Source organism: Streptomyces sp. 6N223 (assembly GCF_052246635.1).
GTDB lineage: Bacteria > Actinomycetota > Actinomycetes > Streptomycetales > Streptomycetaceae > Streptomyces.
The window spans coordinates 103,705-121,228 of record NZ_JBQQCA010000002.1 but is presented as its reverse complement, the minus strand read 5'-3'; the positions used below and the strand labels follow the sequence as shown (position 1 = coordinate 121,228).

At 73.5% G+C, this 17,524-nt stretch carries 15 protein-coding genes; 8 read left to right on the top strand and 7 right to left on the bottom strand.

Features of this window, described 5'->3' with window-relative positions; all coding sequences use genetic code 11:
- The first annotated feature begins 20 nt into the window (after positions 1–20).
- Positions 21–896, top strand: a complete 876-nt coding sequence (locus ACTWQH_RS02265; protein WP_443284560.1) for an HAD family hydrolase — start codon at positions 21–23, stop codon at positions 894–896.
- 367 nt (positions 897–1,263) lie between these two features.
- Here the strand turns inward: ACTWQH_RS02265 and ACTWQH_RS02260 are convergent, their stop codons facing one another.
- Positions 1,264–2,199, bottom strand: coding sequence for an oxidoreductase (locus tag ACTWQH_RS02260; RefSeq protein ID WP_443284559.1), 936 nt, complete (start codon positions 2,197–2,199; stop codon positions 1,264–1,266).
- 43 nt (positions 2,200–2,242) lie between these two features.
- Here ACTWQH_RS02260 and ACTWQH_RS02255 point away from each other — a divergent pair, with 43 nt between their 5' ends.
- A complete protein-coding gene (locus ACTWQH_RS02255) occupies positions 2,243–3,253 on the top strand; it encodes a nucleotide-binding protein (protein WP_443284558.1) in 1,011 nt (336 codons plus the stop codon).
- 36 nt (positions 3,254–3,289) lie between these two features.
- On the opposite strand, the gene ACTWQH_RS02250 is transcribed toward ACTWQH_RS02255, so the two are convergent.
- Positions 3,290–4,567, bottom strand: a complete 1,278-nt coding sequence (locus ACTWQH_RS02250) for a hypothetical protein (protein ID WP_443284557.1) — start codon at positions 4,565–4,567, stop codon at positions 3,290–3,292.
- A gap of 345 nt (positions 4,568–4,912) precedes the next feature.
- Between ACTWQH_RS02250 and ACTWQH_RS02245 the strand changes: the two genes are divergently transcribed.
- The 4 genes from ACTWQH_RS02245 (at position 4,913) to ACTWQH_RS02230 (ending at position 11,024) form a co-directional block, all read left to right on the top strand.
- Entirely contained in the window at positions 4,913–7,222 is a 2,310-nt protein-coding gene (locus ACTWQH_RS02245; RefSeq protein ID WP_443284556.1) for a SulP family inorganic anion transporter, read from the top strand.
- A 200-nt stretch (positions 7,223–7,422) separates the two neighbouring features.
- A complete protein-coding gene (acs, locus tag ACTWQH_RS02240; protein ID WP_443284555.1) occupies positions 7,423–9,384 on the top strand; it encodes an acetate--CoA ligase in 1,962 nt (653 codons plus the stop codon).
- 171 nt (positions 9,385–9,555) lie between these two features.
- Complete coding sequence (locus ACTWQH_RS02235; protein WP_443284554.1) at positions 9,556–10,092, top strand: phage holin family protein; 537 nt, start codon at positions 9,556–9,558, stop codon at positions 10,090–10,092.
- Positions 10,089–11,024, top strand: coding sequence for an alpha/beta fold hydrolase (locus tag ACTWQH_RS02230; RefSeq protein WP_443284553.1), 936 nt, complete (start codon positions 10,089–10,091; stop codon positions 11,022–11,024). Before ACTWQH_RS02235 ends, ACTWQH_RS02230 begins: the two co-directional genes overlap by 4 nt.
- Before the next feature lie 389 nt (positions 11,025–11,413).
- Here ACTWQH_RS02230 and ACTWQH_RS02225 read toward each other — a convergent pair whose 3' ends face one another.
- From ACTWQH_RS02225 to nth, 3 genes are all read right to left on the bottom strand, one after another.
- Positions 11,414–12,613 carry a MarP family serine protease gene (locus ACTWQH_RS02225; protein ID WP_443284693.1) on the bottom strand — a complete coding sequence of 400 codons (1,200 nt, stop codon included), beginning with the start codon at positions 12,611–12,613 and terminating at the stop codon, positions 11,414–11,416.
- Between the two features lie 110 nt (positions 12,614–12,723).
- Positions 12,724–13,395, bottom strand: coding sequence for an NUDIX hydrolase (locus tag ACTWQH_RS02220; RefSeq protein ID WP_443284552.1), 672 nt, complete (start codon positions 13,393–13,395; stop codon positions 12,724–12,726).
- A gap of 58 nt (positions 13,396–13,453) precedes the next feature.
- Positions 13,454–14,296: an endonuclease III gene (gene nth, locus ACTWQH_RS02215; RefSeq protein ID WP_443284551.1), complete on the bottom strand. Its 843-nt coding sequence runs from the start codon at positions 14,294–14,296 to the stop codon at positions 13,454–13,456.
- 252 nt (positions 14,297–14,548) lie between these two features.
- On the opposite strand from nth, the gene ACTWQH_RS02210 reads away from it, so the two are divergent.
- Positions 14,549–15,223, top strand: coding sequence for a Crp/Fnr family transcriptional regulator (locus ACTWQH_RS02210; protein ID WP_443284550.1), 675 nt, complete (start codon positions 14,549–14,551; stop codon positions 15,221–15,223).
- Between the two features lie 133 nt (positions 15,224–15,356).
- On the opposite strand, the gene ACTWQH_RS02205 is transcribed toward ACTWQH_RS02210, so the two are convergent.
- A complete protein-coding gene (locus ACTWQH_RS02205) occupies positions 15,357–16,229 on the bottom strand; it encodes an MBL fold metallo-hydrolase (RefSeq protein WP_443284549.1) in 873 nt (290 codons plus the stop codon).
- Positions 16,230–16,305: 76 nt separating this feature from the next.
- On the opposite strand from ACTWQH_RS02205, the gene ACTWQH_RS02200 reads away from it, so the two are divergent.
- The gene (locus ACTWQH_RS02200) at positions 16,306–16,500 is read left to right on the top strand and encodes a hypothetical protein (RefSeq protein ID WP_443284548.1); all 195 of its coding nucleotides are present in this window, start codon (positions 16,306–16,308) and stop codon (positions 16,498–16,500) included.
- Between the two features lie 283 nt (positions 16,501–16,783).
- On the opposite strand, the gene ACTWQH_RS02195 is transcribed toward ACTWQH_RS02200, so the two are convergent.
- Positions 16,784–17,515 carry a hypothetical protein gene (locus tag ACTWQH_RS02195; protein ID WP_443284547.1) on the bottom strand — a complete coding sequence of 244 codons (732 nt, stop codon included), beginning with the start codon at positions 17,513–17,515 and terminating at the stop codon, positions 16,784–16,786.
- Between the last annotated feature and the right edge of the window lie 9 nt (positions 17,516–17,524).

Below are 17,524 nucleotides of genomic sequence, written 5' to 3'. Positions count from 1 at the left end.
CGCGCACCAGCGTACGCCGAATGGCGGGCCCGTATGCTCGCCTCGTGGAAAATCCGCCCCGGCCGTCCTCCTCGCCTTCCCCGACGCGCACCGCCGCCTTCTTCGACCTGGACAAGACCGTGATCGCGAAGTCGAGCACGCTCACCTTCAGCAGGTCCTTCTATCAGGGCGGCCTGATCAACCGCCGCGCCGTGATGAGGAGCGCCTACGCACAGTTCGTCTTCCTGCTCGGTGGCGTGGACCACGACCAGATGGAGCGGATGCGGGCGTACCTGTCGTCCCTGTGCAAGGGCTGGGACGTTCAACAGGTGAAGGAGATCGTGGCCGAGGCGCTGCACGAGGTGATCGACCCGATCATCTACGACGAGGCCGCGTCGCTGATCGAGCAGCACCACGCCGCAGGGCGCGACGTCGTGATCGTGAGCTCCTCGGGCGCGGAGGTGGTCGAGCCCATCGGCGAGCTGCTCGGCGCCGACCGCGTGGTCGCCACCCGCATGGTGATAGAGGACGGCCGCTACACCGGCGAGGTCGGCTACTACGCCTACGGACCCGCCAAGGCCGCCGCCATCGCCGAGCTGGCCGTCTCCGAGGGCTACGACCTGCGGCGTTGCTACGCCTACAGCGACTCCGTCACCGACCTGCCGATGCTGGAGGCCGTCGGCCACCCGCACGTGGTCAACCCGGACCGCTCGCTGCGCCGGGAGGCCGCCGCACGCGGCTGGCCGGTGCTGGCGTTCGAACGCCCGGTGCGGCTGCGGCAGCGGCTCCCCTCCTTCGCCCTGCCGCCCCGCCCGGCGCTGGCGGCGGGGGCGGCCGTCGCGGCGGCGGTGTGCGCGGCGGGGCTCGTGTGGTTCGCCAGCCGCCGCAGGCGGAGCGCCCGCTACGTGACCGTTTGACCGGTTGATGGCAAAAGTAAAATCTGGGGCGCGGCCGGTCGCCGGGCTTTGCCTACTCGCCCGTTCGGAGTAGAAAGGACTCAACGGCCCGCGAGACCAGCGGCGATCCGAGCAGGCGTCGCTCTCATTACGGCCCACGGACCGGAGACATGAACACCGGCACCCACGCGTAGCCGACCCGCCAACCGGGCCAGCCGCACCAGGCAACGGACAGCAGATTCCGGCCTGATCGGCTCAACATCGTGCACGCATGATCACCGGTGGACATGTCTGGCGGCGGCGCGACGTCACTGACGGCGACGCCGCCGCTTTACGTGCCGTCCTAGGCGACCTTCCCGGGCGTCCCACCCGGGCGGCCTGCCCGCCGTCAGGCCGCAGCACCGCGTTGCAGCGCCTCGCAGACCGCCGCCGACTCCCGCACCCCCAGCTCCACCGCACGCGCGCAGTGCCCGATCCACCGCGCCATGCCCTCCCCGCTGCCCGAGGCGTAACCGGCCAGCGCCTCCAGGTACGCCGCCCGCCCCGCCTCGGCGTGCCCCACCTCGGCCGGGGCCACGGCCTTGACGTCCAGACCCCCGGCGATCAGGGCGATCCGCTGCGCCGCCCGTGCCACGAGGGCGTTGTGCGAGACGAAGGGCCGCAACGCCAGCAGCTCGCCGTGCACCACCGCGGCGGTCACCAGCGCGGGCGCGGCCGAGCCGCCCACGACCAGCCGGGCCACCGCGTCGAGCCGGGCCGCGACCTCCCGCGCGTCCGGCGGCTCCCCGAGGCACTGGGCCACCTCGGCGGCCTCGGTTCCCGCCCCCTCCGCCCCCGCCCCCTCGGCGCCGTCCTGGTCCGCGACGGCCTCGCCCGCCAGCCGAGGCCGCCCCACCGTCGCCGCCGGTACGCCGCCGCCACCCGCCGCGACCAGGTGCAGCCGCGCCAGGACCCGCGTCGGCGAGCCGCGCCAGACGCCGGTCAGCTGCCCGGCCTCGGCGTTCAGCCGCAGCGCCGCGCCGACGGTGCGCGCCGCCGCGTCGCCCCCGAAGTCGCTCCGCCGCCGCACCTCCTCGAGCGGCCAGTCGGCCCCGGCGAGCGCGGCCGAGGCGCGGGCGCCGCGCAGCGCCGCCTCCGCGGCGACCTCCGGCGCGCGGCGCCGCATGACCCGGTGCCGGTGAAGGCGGTCGACGGCCGCGCGGGCGGCGTCGACGGCCTCGGCGACGCCGGGCAGGGCGGCGAGCCGGACCAGCGGGTCGGCGCCGGCGGCGCTGGCGGCCCCGTTGGCGTTGGCGTCGGTGTCGGCGTTGGCGTTGGCGCTCATGCGGGGCAGCCTATGGGGCGGGTCTGACGCTAGGCTAATGAACATGAAGATCGCTTTCGTGGGAAAGGGAGGCAGCGGCAAGACCACGCTGTCCTCGCTGTTCATCCGGCACCTGGCCGCCCGCGGCGTCCCGGTGACCGCCGTGGACGCCGACATCAACCAGCACCTGGGCGTCGCCCTGGGCCTCGAGGAGGACGAGGCCGCCGCGCTGCCCCCGCTGGGCGGCCGACTGCCGCTCATCAAGGACTACCTGCGCGGCGACAACCCGCGCATCCTCTCCGCCGACACCATGATCAAGACGACCCCGCCGGGCGCGGGCTCCCGGCTCCTGCGGCTGGGTGAGGACAACCCCGTCTTCGACGCCTGCGCCCGCACCGTCCCGCTGGACGCCGGGGAGGCCGGCGACGCCGGGCAGATCAGGCTGCTGGTCACCGGCCCGTTCACCGAGGACGACCTCGGCGTGTCCTGCTACCACTCCAAGACCGGCGCGGTGGAGCTGTTCCTGAACCACCTGGTCGACGGGCGCGAGGAGTACGTCGTCGTCGACATGACGGCCGGCAGCGACTCCTTCGCCTCCGGGCTCTTCACGCGCTTCGACATGACCTTCCTGGTCGCCGAGCCGACCCGCAAGGGCGTCTCCGTCTACCGCCAGTACCGCGAGTACGCCCGGGACTTCGGCGTCGCGCTGCGCGTGGTGGGCAACAAGGTGCAGGGTCCGGACGACGTGGCGTTCCTGCGCGAGCAGGTGGGCGACGACCTGCTGGTGACGATGGGCCACTCGGACTGGGTGCGGGCCCTAGAGCGCGGCACGGAGCGGCCGTTCGACAGCATCGAGGAGCCGGGGCGGCGTGCGCTGGCGGCGTTGCACGAGGCCGCCGACGCCTCGTACGAGGGCCGGGACTGGCGGCGTTACACCGAGCAGATGGTGCACTTCCACCTCAAGAACGCCGTGAGCTGGGGCAACGAGCGCGCCGGCGCCGACCTCGCGGCCCAGGTGGACCCCGACTTCGTGCTCGGTGAGCCGCAGCAGCAGCAGCTCCAGGCGACCGCCTGACGCACACTCAGGCCCGCCTGCCAGACTGCCCGCCGCCTAACGCCCTTCCGCGCGCCCTCCGTCTCCGTCACGCGCGCCGTGCCGGAACGCCGCCCAGCCCTCGCGCGGCGCCTGCCCGACGTCCAGGGTCCGCAGCCGCTCAAGCACCTGGGGATCCTGGGCGTCCAGCCAGTCCACGAGCTGGCGGAAGGAGACGCAGTGCACGCCGTCGCGCGGGCACAGCTCCTTGATGACGTCCTCGACGGCGTCCATGTAGATGCCGCCGTTCCAGTCGTTGAAGTGGTTGCCGATGATGAGCGGCGCGCGGTTGCCGTCGTAGGCCCGCTCGAACGCCGCCAGCAGCCCGTCGCGCATCTGGCGTTCCCAGACCGGGTACATCGCCGGGTCGCCGTCGGCGGTGCCGGACTGGTTGACCATGAAGTTGTAGTCCATGGACAGGGTCTCGAAGGGCTGGCCCGGCACCGGGACCGACTGGAGCGGGATGTCCCATACGCCGTTCAGGCGCCTGGGCCAGACCTGCAGGCCGTTGCCGCTGGAATCGTAGCGGAAGCCCAACTCGGCGGCGACGGCGAGCAGGTTCTCCTGGCCTTCCAGGCAGGGGGCGCGCCCGCCGACGAGTTCCTTGTCGTAGTCGAAGGGGAGCGGCGCGGGGTCCTCGAAGCCTGTGGTGGTGCGCCAGTTCCGCACCATCCACTTGGCCTGCTCGATCTCCTTCCGCCAGTCCTCGGGTGACCAGGCGGCGACGCCGGTGGGGCCGCAGAAGTGGCCGTTGAAGTGGGTGGCGATCTCGCTGCCGTCGAGCCAGGCCAGGCGTAGCTGTTCGAGGGTGTCCGCGATGTGCTCGTCGCTGAGGTAGCCGATGTCGGAGGCGCCGCGGGGGTGGCCGGGCGGGCGGTAGCGCTCGCGCTCGCGCTCGGGGAGGAGGTAGAGGCCGGAGAGGAAGTAGGTCATGTCCGCGTCGTGGCGGCGGGCGACCTCGCGGAAGCGGGAGAACAGGCCGCTGCCGTCCTCGCCGGCGCCGTCCCAGGAGAACACGACGAACTGGGGCGGCGCCTCGCCCTTGGCGAGCGGCTTGGCGGGCGGCTGGCCCGGCTGCGGGCCGGTGTACGCCGTCGAGCCGTCGCCGATGAGGCGCGGCGCCGTGCGCGGCGGGCCGGGCTGCGGGGCCGCCGCGGCTCCCTTGGACCGGGGCTCGCCGGGGGCTCCGCGGCCGCCGGAACCGCCGGTGCCGCTGGAACAGGCGGTGTTCACCAGAGCCAGGGCCAGCGTCAGGGCGGCGGCCGTCGCACAGGTCGTCCGCCCCGACCGCCCCATCCGCCCCGACCGCCCCGACCGCCCCGACCGCCCCGTCGGTCCTGTCCGTCTGGTCCGTCTGGTCCGTCTCGCGAAGGGCATGAGGTCGCTCCCGCTACGTCTCAGTGATGGATGCCGGTGCGACAAACATCCCGGTGCGGGGGAGGGGAGCTAGGTAAGACAAGCGGATTAAATGATTAATTCACTCGATCGGAGGACTTTTGGCCTTTAGGGCGACCTCGGGGTAGAGGCGAGCTTTGCACGCCATTACTCTCTGTTTACCAGCGCTTGAGAGTAGCCATACCGACACTATCCGTGGCCATCGCTCGTGACCCTCGGTAGACCCTCCCAAGTTCGGAGACGCCCATGCCACCGCGCGCCGACCTGTCCGCCTCCATCGCGGTCTTCCTGATCGCTCTGCCGCTCTCCCTGGGCATCGCCCTGGCCACCGGGGCCCCGCTCCAGGCGGGGCTCGTGGCCGCGGCCGTGGGAGGCCTCGTCGCGGGCGCGCTCGGCGGCGCCCCGCTCCTGGTCACCGGGCCCGCCGCCGGCCTGACCGTGATCACCGCCGAGCTCATCCAGGAGCACGGCTGGCGCACCACCTGCGCGATCACCGCCCTGGCCGGGCTGGCCCAGCTCATCCTGTCCGCCCTGCGGGTGGCCCGCTCCGCACTCGTCATCAGCCCCGCCATCGTGCACGGCATGCTGGCCGGTATCGGCGCCACCATCGCGCTCGCCCAGCTCCACATCGTCCTCGGCGGCAACCCCGAGAGCGAGGTGATCGACAACCTCGCGCAGCTCCCCGGCCAGCTCGCCGACCCGCACCCGGGCGCGCTCGCCATCAGCGGGCTCACCGTCGCCGTGCTGCTGCTGTGGCCGCGGCTGCCCGGCGGCGTCGGCGGCGCCGTGCGCCGGGCGGTGCCCGCCGCGCTCGCCGCCGTCCTGCTCGCCACTGCCCTCACCTCGGCGACCTCGCTCCACCAGCCCCGCGTCGACCTGCCGTCCTGGAGCAGCCACGCCCTGCCCTCCGCGCCCGACGGGCCGGTGCTCGGGCTGATCGCCGCCGTGCTCACCGTCACGCTCGTCGCCAGCGTCGAGTCGCTGCTCTCGGCCGTGGCCGTGGACAAGCTGGCCGCCGCCCGGCAGCGGCGGTCCGGCGGCGAGGACCGCCGGGTGGCCCGTGCCGACCTCGACCGCGAGCTGCGCGGCCAGGGCGCGGCCAACGTGGTCTCCGGCCTGCTGGGCGGGCTGCCGGTGACCGGCGTCGCGGTGCGCAGTTCCGCCAACGTCGCGGCCGGCGCCGTCAGCCGCGCCTCCGCCATGCTGCACGGCTGCTGGATCCTGCTCGCCTCCGGCCTGCTGGTCGGCCTGCTGGAGCTGATCCCGCTGGCCGCGCTCGCCGCGCTGGTGATGGTTGTCGGCGTGCAGATGGTCAGCATCACCCACATCCGCACAGTCACGCGGTACCGCGAGCTGCTCGTGTACGCCCCCACCGCGCTGGGCACCGCGCTGCTCGGCGTGCTGGAGGGCGTCGGCATCGGCATCGCGGTGGCGGTCGCCGTCGCGTTGCACCGCCTCAGCCACACGGGCGTCAGCCACGAGCGGCTGCCGGACGGCAGCCACCGGCTGCGGGTCCACGGCCAGCTCACGTTCCTCGCCGTGCCCCGGCTCAGTCGCGCGCTGGCGCAGGTGCCCGAGGGCGCCACCGCCACGGTCGAGCTCGACGGCGGCTTCCTGGACCACGCGGCGTACGAGACGCTCCACGACTGGCAGGCCGCCCACATCGCGCACGGCGGGCGGGCGGAGATCAGTGGCCGTTCCGGGCAGCGCATCGGGGAGCCCGCCTCGACCCACCGCTGCTGGCCCTGGCAGCCGTGGCGCAACCACCAGTGCACCGCCCCCGTGACGACGACGGTGGCGGGCGGGAACGGCGCCCACGGCGGCACCTCGACCGGCACCGGCACCGTGCGGCACGACCAGCTCCTCAGCGGCGTGCGGAACTTCCAGCGCACCACCGCGCCGCTGGTCCGACGCGAGCTGGCCCGGCTGGCCCGGGAGGGGCAGCGTCCCGGCCACCTCTTCCTCACCTGCGCCGACTCCCGGCTGGTGACCAGCATGATCACCTCCAGCGGCCCCGGCGACCTGTTCACGGTGCGCAACGTGGGGAATCTCGTGCCCCGCCCGGGCGGCCCGGCGGCCGGGGAGGGCGACGACTCCGTCGCCGCCGCCATCGAGTACGCCGTGACCGTGCTGCGGGTCACCACCATCACCGTCTGCGGGCACTCGGGATGCGGCGCGATGGACGCGCTGCGCGCGGGGCGCGGGAGCCTCGCCGGCGCCAGCCCGCTGGAGCGGTGGCTGCGGCACGCGCTGCCCAGCCTGGAGCGGCTGGCCGCCCTGGCCGGCACCCCGCCCTGCCTCGACGGGCGGCCCGCCACCGACCCCCTGGAGGCGCTGTGCCTGGCCAACGTGGTCCAGCAGCTCGACCACCTTGCGCGGCACGAGTGCGTGGCGCGGCGGCTGGCCGAGGGCGGCCTGGAGCTGCGCGGCATGTACTTCCACGTCGGCCAGGCCCAGGCGTACGTGCTGGGGCCGGGCCGGGGAGGGGCTCCGCAGTTCACCGCCGTCAGGCCCGACGAGCATCCGGCGGCCGAGTCCGGCCTCCTCGCGAGCTGACGGGGCGCGAGGGAGGAACGCCCCGCCGGCGGGCCGTTCGGCGCGGCCGCGGGCCGCCCGGCGCGGAGCCGTGGCCGTTCGGCGCACCGGGCCGCCACGCTGGGGGACCATGGAGGCGCTTGCCCTTGTCAAAGGGCACCGGGGCTGATGGGCTGTGCCCTGGGACACCGCAGACACCACCGCATCGCAGGGGAGATGTCGTGAGCAACGAAAGCCTTGCCAATCTCATGACGGAGGAGCGGAGGTTCGCTCCCCCCGCCGACGTTGCCGCCGCCGCCAACGTCACCGCGGCGGCGTACGAGGCTGCCTCGTCCGACCGGCTGGGCTTCTGGGCGCAGCAGGCGCGCAGGCTCGACTGGGAGACCGAGCCCAGCCAGACGCTGGACTGGTCCAACCCGCCCTTCGCCAAGTGGTTCGCCGACGGCAGGCTCAACGTGGCGTACAACTGCGTGGACCGGCACGTCGAGGCGGGCCTCGGCGACCGGGTGGCGATCCACTTCGAGGGCGAGCCCGGCGACTCCCGCGCGATCACCTACGCCGAGCTGCTGCGCGAGGTGTCCCAGGCCGCTCACGCGCTGACCGAGCTGGGCGTCCAGGCCGGCGACCGGGTCGCGATCTACATGCCGATGATCCCCGAGACCGTGGTGGCCATGCTGGCCTGCGCCCGCATCGGCGCCCCGCACTCGGTGGTCTTCGGCGCCTTCTCCGCGGACGCGCTCGCCACCCGCATCGAGGACGCCGACGCCCGCGTCGTCATCACCGCCGACGGCGGGTTCCGGCGCGGCGCGCCCGCCGCCCTCAAGCCCGCCGTGGACGAGGCGCTGATCCGCCCCGGCGCGGCGAACGTGCGCAGCGTGCTGGTGGTGCGCCGCACCGGCCAGGACATTCCGTGGACTTCGGGTCGCGACGTGTGGTGGCACGAGCTGACCTCGCGTCAGCCCGAGCGGCACACCCCGCAGGCGTTCGAGGCCGAGCACCCGCTGTTCATCCTCTACACCTCGGGCACCACCGGGAAGCCCAAGGGCATCCTGCACACCTCCGGCGGGTACCTCACCCAGGTCTCCTACACCCACCACGCCGTCTTCGACCTCAAGCCCGAGACCGACATCTACTGGTGCACCGCCGACGTCGGCTGGGTGACCGGCCACTCCTACATCGTCTACGGCCCGCTGTCCAACGGCGCGACCCAGGTGCTGTACGAGGGCACCCCCAACACCCCGCACAACGGGCGCTGGTGGGAGATCGTCCAGAAGTACAAGGCCACCATCGTCTACACCGCGCCCACCGCCATCCGCACCTGCATGAAGTGGGGCGACGACGTCCCGGCGAAGTTCGACCTCTCCAGTCTGCGCATCCTGGGCTCGGTGGGCGAGCCGATCAACCCCGAGGCGTGGATCTGGTACCGCAAGCACATCGGCGGCGACAGCACGCCCGTGGTCGACACCTGGTGGCAGACGGAGACCGGCGGCATGATGATCAGCCCGCTGCCGGGCGTCACCGAGGCCAAGCCGGGCTCCGCGCAGGTACCGCTGCCGGGCATCAGCGCCACCGTCGTCGACGACGACGGCAACGAGGTGCCCAACGGCTCCGGCGGATACCTCGCCCTCACCGAGCCGTGGCCGTCCATGCTCCGCACCATCTGGGGCGACGACCAGCGCTTCATCGACACCTACTGGTCCCGCTTCCCCGGCAAGTACTTCGCCGGCGACGGAGCGAAGAAGGACGCCGACGGCGACATCTGGCTGCTGGGCCGGGTCGACGACGTGATGCTCGTCTCCGGGCACAACATCTCCACCACCGAGGTCGAGTCGGCGCTGGTCTCCCACCCGAAGATCGCCGAGGCCGCCGTGGTCGGCGCCACCGACCCGCAGACGACGCAGGCCATCTGCGCCTTCGTCATCCTGCGCGGCGGCGCGGCCGCGGAGGAGGGCCTGGTGGAGGAGTTGCGCGCCCACGTCTCCAAGGAGCTGGGCCCGATCGCCAAGCCCAAGCGGATCCTGGCCGTCGACGAGCTGCCCAAGACGCGCTCGGGCAAGATCATGCGCCGCCTGCTGCGCGACGTGGCCGAGAACCGCGAGCTCGGCGACGTCACCACCCTCACCGACCCCGCGGTGATGGAGCTCATCCAGGAGAAGCTTCCCTCGGCCCCGAGCGAGGAGTGAGCCGGCGCGCCCTTATACCATCGGCCTCCAGACCGCTCCACACCATCTGCCTCGTCACTCCCCAGGGCGACGGTGAGGTGTCAGGGACTGACGCACCACCACCGCCCCACTAGTGTCACGTGCACCAGGGGCAGTAACCGCCCTGCGGGAGAGGGAAAGAGGGAGAACGCGATGAGCGCAGCCGACGAGGGACGCAGCCTAGGGGAGCTGGTCGCCTCGGCCACCGCTGATCTGTCCGCGCTGGTGCACGACGAGATCGCGCTGGCGAAGGCGGAGATCCGACAGGACGTCAAACGAGCGGTGTTCGGCAGCGCGGCCGGGGCGATCGCCGCGATGCTCGCGCTCTTCGCGGTCCCCCTGTTCAGCTTCGGCCTGGCGTTCTGGCTGCGGAACTGGTGGGACATCCCGCTCGCCGTCGCCTGCGCCATCGTCGGCGGGCTGTACGTGGTGCTGGCGGTCGCGCTGATCCTGATGGCGAAGTCCTCCTTCGGCCGCATCACCCCGCCCGAACGCAGCATCGCCTCCGCGAAGGAGTCGGCCTCGGTGCTCTCCAGCGTCCGGCCCCGGCCGCGCGAGGAGCAGGCGTCGGGGCCGGACGGTCACCGCCCGGATCCGCGGGACCAGCGGGACCAGCGGGATCAGCGCGACCAGCAGCGGCCCGGCGGGCAGCGGCGGGGTTCGGCGGCGGGGGCGGGTTCGGTCACGTGACCCCCGCCGACCACGACGGAACGAGGTCCTCGGTCGTCCTGCGAGAGGGACCCTGGACCCACCGCGACGTGGCAGCGAACGGCGCCCGCTTTCACATCGCAGAGCTGGGCGAGGGCCCGCTCGTGCTGCTGCTGCACGGCTTCCCGGAGTTCTGGTGGGCCTGGCGGCACCAGCTCACCGCCCTCGCCGAGGCCGGGTACCGGGCCGTCGCCATGGACCTGCGCGGCGTCGGCGGCTCCGACCGAACCCCCCGGGGCTACGACCCGGCCAACCTGGCGCTCGACGTCACCGGCGTGATCCGCTCCCTCGGCGAGCCCGACGCCGCCCTCGTCGGCCACGACCTCGGCGGATACCTGGCGTGGACCGCGGCCGTGATGCGCCCCAAGCTCGTACGCCGCCTCGCGGTCGCCTCCATGCCGCACCCGCGGCGGTGGCGCGCCGCGCTGCTGACCGACCCCCGCCAGGCCGTGGCCAGCTCCTACGTGTGGAGCTTCCAGCGGCCCTGGCTGCCGGAGCGTCAGCTGGTCGCCGACGACGCGGCGGAGGTCGGGCGGCTGCTGCGCGACTGGTCCGGCCCGCGCCAGCCCGACGCGGAGAGCGTCGACGTCTACCGCCGCGCCATGACCATCCCCTCCACCGCGCACTGCGCCGTCGAGCCCTACCGCTGGCTGGTCCGCTCCATCGGCCGCCCGGACGGGGTGCAGTTCAACCGGCGCATGAAGCGGCCCGTCCTCGTGCCGACGCTGCACCTGCACGGCTCCCTCGACCCCGTGATGCGCACGCGCAGCTCCGCCGGGTCCGGCGAGTACGTCGAGGCCCCCTACCGCTGGCGCCTCTTCGACGGCCTGGGCCACTTCCCGCACGAGGAGGACCCGGTGGCCTTCAGCGGCGAGCTCATCGACTGGCTGCGCGACCCCGAGCCCGACCGCTAGGAGCCGGGCCGCCGACGCCGCTCTGGCATGTGCCCGGGGCATACGCCCGACGACTTCGCATCCGGGTGGTTATGGACCATGGAGCCCGGGCAGTGACGAAGGTATGGGCTGGACGCACGACTTCCGTGACGTTTCACGTAATCGCAGCGGCAACGGCGCCGCCGCCCGGACGCAGCAGACGCAGCGCACTCTGCGGCGCGTTCAGGCGGGGGCCGTGCCGGATCCACACATCGGATTTCCCGATATCCTCCGGCGCCGGGCCCGCTGGGTCGGCGTCCGGCTCCGGCACCCACGCGGCTGACCCCGCGCGGCTGACCCGAGCCCGCACGACACCCCGTACGACACCCAGCACGAGACCCCGCGCGATCCTCGCGCGCCCTCGGAACGCCTCACATCGCGCATGCCTGGCTGTCGACCGGCCGCTCGGCCGCGCGCCCCCGGGTGACGGCCTCGCGCACCTCGTCGGCGGTCAGCGCGTACCCCGTGCTGTCGTCGTCGAGCGACTTGGCGAAGATCACCCCGAACACCTCGCCCTCCGGCGTGAGCAGCGGGCCCCCCGAGTTGCCCGGCCGCACCGTCGCGCGGAGGGAGTACACGTCGCGGCTGACCGTGCCCCGGCGGTAGATGTCCGGGCCGCTGGCCTGGAAGCGCTCGCGCACCCGTGCCGGGCGCGCGTCGAAGGGGCCGCTCTCCGGGAAGCCCGCCATCACCGCGTCGTCGCCGCCGACCGCGTCGCCCTCGCTGAAACGCAGCGCCGGCGCCGTGAGCCCCGGCACGTCCAGCACGGCGATGTCGCGCTCCCAGTCGTAGAGCACGACCCGCGCCGCGAGTGGCTCCCCTACGCCGCCCAGCCGCACGGTGGGCTCGTCGACGCCGCCCACCACGTGGGCGTTGGTCATCACCCGCTCCTCGGCGAAGACGAAGCCCGTGCCCTCCAGCACCTTGCCGCAGTCCGGCGCCGTGCCCGTCACCCTGACCACCGAGTCGCGGGCGCGGGCGACGGCGTCGGCGTTCACCAGCGCCGGGTCCGGCGGCGGCACCTCGGTGATCGGCTCGCTGGCGAAGGGCGAGAAGACCTGCGGGAAGCCCTGCTGGGCGAGGACCGAGCTGAAGTCGGCGACCAGGGAGTCGGCCCTCTCCGGCACCACCTGCGAGACGCCCAGCAGCACCCGGGAGCCGCGCACCTCGCGGCCGATGGTCGGCAGCGTCGTGGTGGCCAGCGCCGAGCCGATCAGCCACGCCACCAGCAGCATCGCCAGCACGTTGACCAGCGCGCCGCCGGTGGCGTCCAGCGCGCGGGCCGGGGACCAGGTGATGTGCTGCCGCAGCCGGCCGCCGAGCTGGGTGGTGAGGGCCTGGCCGGCCGAGGCGGCCACGATCACGATCACGACCGCCGCCAGCGCCCCCGCCGTGCCCGGCCGGGCGCTGCCCGCGACGCCCTCCCACAGGGCCGGCAGGGCGTACACGGCGAGCAGACCGCCGCCGAGGAAGCCCGCGACCGACATCAGGCCCACGACGAAGCCCTGCTTGTACCCCACCACCGCGAACCACACCGCCGCCAGCAGCAGCAGCACGTCGAGCGCGTTCATGCTCGCGATGCCGTCCGCCACACTGCCCACGCCCGCTACGCTCGCCACGCCAGCCACACCCGCCGTGATGCCCGTCACGCGCTTAGGCTCTCACGACCGCAGCCATGGCATCACGCGCGGTGGTCGAGAGGCATCTCCCGGTCGCTGTCCCAGGGCCGCTCCCAGCCCGCGTAGTGCAGGATCCTGTCGATCACCCCGGCGGTGAACCCCCACACCAGCGTCCCGGCGACGCTGAAGCACGGCCCCCGGTACCCGCTCGGATGAACGGCGGTGCCGCGGTGCCGCGGGTCGGCCAGCTCGGCCACGGGCACGGCGAAGACCCGGGCCGTCTCCGCCGGGTCGACCGGCCCCACCGGGGAGGGCTCGCGCCACCACGCCAGCACCGGCGTCACGACGAAGCCGCTGACCGGGATGTACAGCCGCGGAAGCGTGCCGAAGATCCGCACGCCCGCCGGGTCGAGACCGGTCTCCTCCCGCGCCTCCCGCAGCGCGGCGCGCAGCGCGCCCTCGCCCAGCGGATCGCCGTCCTCCGGGTCGATCGCGCCGCCCGGGAAGGACGGCTGCCCGGCGTGCGCGCGCAGCGACGTGGCCCGCTCCATGAGCAGCAGCTCGGGGCCGCGCGCCCCCTCGCCGAAGAGCACGAGCACGGCCGACGGCCGCCCGCCGTCCGGCGGCGGCAGGAAGCGGCTCAGCTGCGAGGGCCTGATCTCGCGCGCCAGGCGCGCGACGGGCCGCAGCCAGTCGGGGAGCCCTTCGGCCGTGACCTCCGGGATCGTGGTCATGAATCCCTTCTCACATCCCCGCTCACGTCCCCGTTCACATCCCTCCTCACGTCTCTCCTCACGGCGCCGGGGAGGCCGGGCGGCCCGGGTAGTCCGCGGGCGGCTTGAGGCGTTGCCCCGGCAGGCCCGCCAGCTCGTACTTCAGGAGCTTCTTCGCCTTCTCCGGGTCGGTCTCGCCCTCGCCGTACGACGGGCACAGCGCCGCGACCGGGCACGCGCCGCACGCGGGCCTGCGGCTGTGGCAGACGCGGCGCCCGTGGAAGATCACGTGGTGCGAGAGCATCGTCCAGTCCTTCTTCGGGAAGAGGCCCCCGACCTCCGCCTCGATCCGGTCCGGATCGGTCGCCGACGTCCACCTCCAGCGCCGCGCCAGCCGCTGGAAGTGCGTGTCGACCGTGATGCCGGGCCTGCCGAAGGCGTTGCCCAGCACGACGTGGGCGGTCTTGCGGCCGACGCCGGGCAGCGACACCAGGTCCTCCAGACGCCCCGGCACCTGCCCGCCGAACCGGTCGCGCAACGCCGCCGAGAGGCCCAGCAGCGACTTCGCCTTGTTCCGGAAGAAGCCGGTGGGCCGGATCAGCTCCTCCAGCTCTGCCGGGTCGGCCATGGCCATCTCCTCCGGCGTCGGGTAGGCGGCGAAGAGCTTGGGCGTCGTCTGGTTCACCCGCAGGTCGGTGGTCTGGGCCGAGAGGACGGTGGCCACCAGCAGCTGGAAGGGGTCCTCGAAGTCCAGCTCGGGGTGGGCGTAGTAGTACACCTCGCCCAGGACGCGGTCTATCTTCCGGGCGCGCCGCACCAGGGAGAGCCGGCTCTCGCCCCGCTCGCCCCGCTCCTCCCGCCTGCCCCGCGTCGCCGCCGCGCGGCCTCGTTCGCTCTCAGCGGAATCCTGGCTAGCGTTCACCCGGCTGGTCCTCACTTCCTTACTCGCGCACGCTCTACCCCATGAGCCCCATGGGTGGTTGAGCACCCGGCCAGCGTAGACGGCCCCACCGACAATCGCGCTGCATACCGTCCAATCCGACCGCTCGCCAACCCCTGACGTGGGCGCTACTGTCCCGGTACGCCAAACTTGTGACTGATAGCACCGCTGAACCCCTTGCCGAACCGTCCGGCATCATGTGGGCGTACACCAGCCGACAAGGAGAGAGAACTCGTGGACGACGTTCTGCGGCGCGCCCCGCTCTTCGCGGCGCTAGACGACGAGCAGGCCGCCGAGCTGCGCGCTTCCATGGCCGAGGTGACCCTCGCCCGGGGCGACACCCTCTTCCACGAGGGCGATCCGGGCGACCGGCTCTACGTCGTCACCGAGGGCAAGGTCAAGCTGCAGCGCACCTCACCCGACGGGCGCGAGAACATGCTGGCCGTCCTCGGCGCGGGCGAGCTCATCGGCGAGCTCTCCCTCTTCGACCCCGGCCCGCGCACCGCGACCGCCATCGCCGTCACCGAGGTGCGGCTGCTGGGCCTGGGCCACCCCGACCTGCAGCCCTGGCTCAAGGCCCGCCCCGAGGTCGGCGCCGCCCTGCTGCGCGCGGTCGCCCGCCGCCTCCGCCACACCAACGACCGCATGTCCGAGCTGGTCTTCTCCGACGTGCCCGGCCGCGTCGCCAAGGCGCTGCTCGACCTCTCGCGGCGCTTCGGCGTTCAGTCGGACGAGGGCATCCACGTGGTGCACGACCTCACCCAGGAGGAGCTGGCGCAGCTCGTGGGCGCGTCCCGGGAGACGGTCAACAAGGCGCTCGCGGACTTCGCGGCCCGCGGCTGGCTGCGGCTGGAGGCCCGCGCGGTGATCCTGCTGGACATCGAACGCCTGGCCCGCCGCTCGCGCTAGGCCCTGGCCGGGCAGGCCGGCCGGACCCGCAGCGTGGGGTGCCGGGCCCGTGAGCCCACAGGCCCGGCAGGCCGGGCAGGCCGGGCAGGATCGCCCCGCCAGGCAGCAGGCTCAGCGGGCCTCGTGGCGGCCGTCACACGAGGCCGTGCTCGCGCAGGTACTCCAGCTGTGCCCGCACGGTCAGCTCGGCCGCCGGCCACACCGCGCGGTCCACGTCGGCGTACACGTGCGCGACGATCTCGGCCGGCGTTCGCAGCCCGTTCTCCACGGCCGTCTCCACCTGCGCCAGCCGCGCCGCGCGGTGCGCCAGGTAGTAGTCGATCGCGCCCTGGGCGTCGCGCAGCACGGGCCCGTGCCCGGGCAGCACCGTCCGCACTCCGCCGTCCACGGTCAGCGCGCGCAGCCTGCGCAGCGAGTCCAGGTAGTCCCCCAGCCGCCCGTCCGGGTGGACGACGATCGTCGTGCCGCGCCCCAGCACGGTGTCGCCCGTCAGCACCGCGCCGTCCGCCGCGAGCAGGAAGCTCAGCGAGTCGGCGGTGTGCCCCGGCGTCGGCACCGCCCGCAGCTCCAGGCCGCCGACCGTGATCGTCTCGCCCGGCGCCAGGCCCTCCTCACCGAGCCGCCGCCGCGGGTCGAGCGCCCGCACCGGGGCCCCGCCAGCCAGCTCGGCGAAGCGGGCGGCCCCCGCCGCGTGGTCGTCGTGGTGGTGGGTCAGCAGCGTCATGGCGACCCGGCGCCCGCCGCGCTCCACCGTGTCGAGAACGCGCCGCAGGTGCGCCTCGTGCTCCGGCCCTGGATCGACCACGACGGCGAGCGCGGAGCCCGGCTCGGCGAGGATCCAGGTGTTGGTGCCGTCCAGCGTCATGGGGGAGGGATTGGGCGCCAGCACGCATGCGGCCCGCTCCGTGACCGGCCCGTCCAGCGCGCCGATCCTGGGCCGTCCGGGCAACTCGTTGCCGCTCGTGCCACTCGTGCCGCTCGTGCCGCTCTTGCCGCTCGTTTCCATGCCCGGATGCTACGAGGCACAGTGGGGGGTGAGGCCATGGGGAGGCCTCGCGAAGCAGCCATCGCCGGGAGGTGCCATGTCCAAACGCCACCGCCCCCGCCAGGGCCCGTTCCCCGCCGACGCCGCGCAGAACGCCGCGCGGAAGGCCGCCGCCGAGCAGCGCGAGCAGCGCGCACGGCAGGCGCTGCGCGAGCTGCGGACGAGCATGGCCAGGTCTCACGGAAAGACCGAGAAGGCCACGGTCAAGCACCGCGCGCCCGGCTTCGAGTGACCGAAACGCCGACCGTGGCGGCGTTAACCGCTGCGCTGCGCCGAGCCTCGTATCTCGTCGACCCCGGCGGCCGTCGCCAGCACCGACTCGCCGAGCGCCACGATCAGCAGCAGCCCGTGGTTTCGACGACGTGTGGCGCCCCGTCGAGCGCGCCCGCGGCGATGAACGGCCGTAAGCCCTTCGGCCTCCTCGGGTGGGCGGCCATGCCGGCGCCCATCGCTGCCACTGCCCACGTGGAATGATCCCTCGCCCTGACGTGCGGCCGCACGTCGCACGCGCGACGTCAGCTGCTCTCCGCCAGCGCGGCCACCACGGCGGCGTGGACCTGCGGGAGATAGGTGTCGGCGACCCAGTCGGCCAGTTCCTCGTCCGTGAAGGAGTAGACCTGCTCCTGCTGCTCCTGATCCCAGGCCACCGGGTCGGCGTCGTAGTTGATCTCGCACGAGATCGACCACGTCTCGTCGAACAGCTTGCCGATCACGACGCGTTGGCTGCTGTAGGCGTCGGGGGTGTCGCTGCCGATGAAGAGCGAGCCCTCCGTCCAGTCGCCTTCCAGGGGCCGCTCCTCCACCACGTGGCGGCCCTCGACCGTGGTGCTTCCCTCCGCCCAGACGTCGTAGGCGTTCTGGTAATCCTCGGCGAAGGTGTCAGCCGCTTGGTAGTAGTTCACGCGCAGGTACATGTAGCCGCTGAGGGAGTCATCGGTCTCCGTGTCGCCCATGGCGGTGGTGCGTTCCCACAGGGGCATGTCGAAGTCGGCGACGTCGCAGCCCACCACGTCGGTGCTGAAGCCACCGCCCGGCGCGTGCGCGCCTGGCTCGACACCGAACGCCCGGATTCCCATGAACTGCTTGATGGCCTCCACGTCATGCACGGCGCAGGCGTTGTCCCACGCGGAGATGATCCCGCTCTCCGAGGGGGGCAGGGTCGAGGCGCCGTCGCCGATGCCCCCGGCCGAGCCACCCGAATCGTCGGAACCGCACGCGGTGATCCCGAAGAGCAGCGCTGTCGCCACCGCCCCGGC

Excerpts from the sequence above, each read along its gene's own strand:
- ACTWQH_RS02265 (WP_443284560.1), top strand. The coding sequence starts at position 21 with ATGGCGGGCCCGTATGCTCGCCTCGTGGAAAATCCGCCCCGGCCGTCC.
- ACTWQH_RS02260 (WP_443284559.1), bottom strand. The coding sequence starts at position 2,199 with ATGAGCGCCAACGCCAACGCCGACACCGACGCCAACGCCAACGGGGCC.
- ACTWQH_RS02255 (WP_443284558.1), top strand. The coding sequence starts at position 2,243 with ATGAAGATCGCTTTCGTGGGAAAGGGAGGCAGCGGCAAGACCACGCTG.
- ACTWQH_RS02250 (WP_443284557.1), bottom strand. The coding sequence starts at position 4,567 with ATGGGGCGGTCGGGGCGGACGACCTGTGCGACGGCCGCCGCCCTGACG.
- ACTWQH_RS02245 (WP_443284556.1), top strand. The coding sequence starts at position 4,913 with ATGCCACCGCGCGCCGACCTGTCCGCCTCCATCGCGGTCTTCCTGATC.
- ACTWQH_RS02235 (WP_443284554.1), top strand. The coding sequence starts at position 9,556 with ATGAGCGCAGCCGACGAGGGACGCAGCCTAGGGGAGCTGGTCGCCTCG.
- ACTWQH_RS02225 (WP_443284693.1), bottom strand. The coding sequence starts at position 12,613 with ATGAACGCGCTCGACGTGCTGCTGCTGCTGGCGGCGGTGTGGTTCGCG.
- ACTWQH_RS02220 (WP_443284552.1), bottom strand. The coding sequence starts at position 13,395 with ATGACCACGATCCCGGAGGTCACGGCCGAAGGGCTCCCCGACTGGCTG.
- ACTWQH_RS02205 (WP_443284549.1), bottom strand. The coding sequence starts at position 16,229 with ATGGAAACGAGCGGCAAGAGCGGCACGAGCGGCACGAGTGGCACGAGC.
- ACTWQH_RS02200 (WP_443284548.1), top strand. The coding sequence starts at position 16,306 with ATGTCCAAACGCCACCGCCCCCGCCAGGGCCCGTTCCCCGCCGACGCC.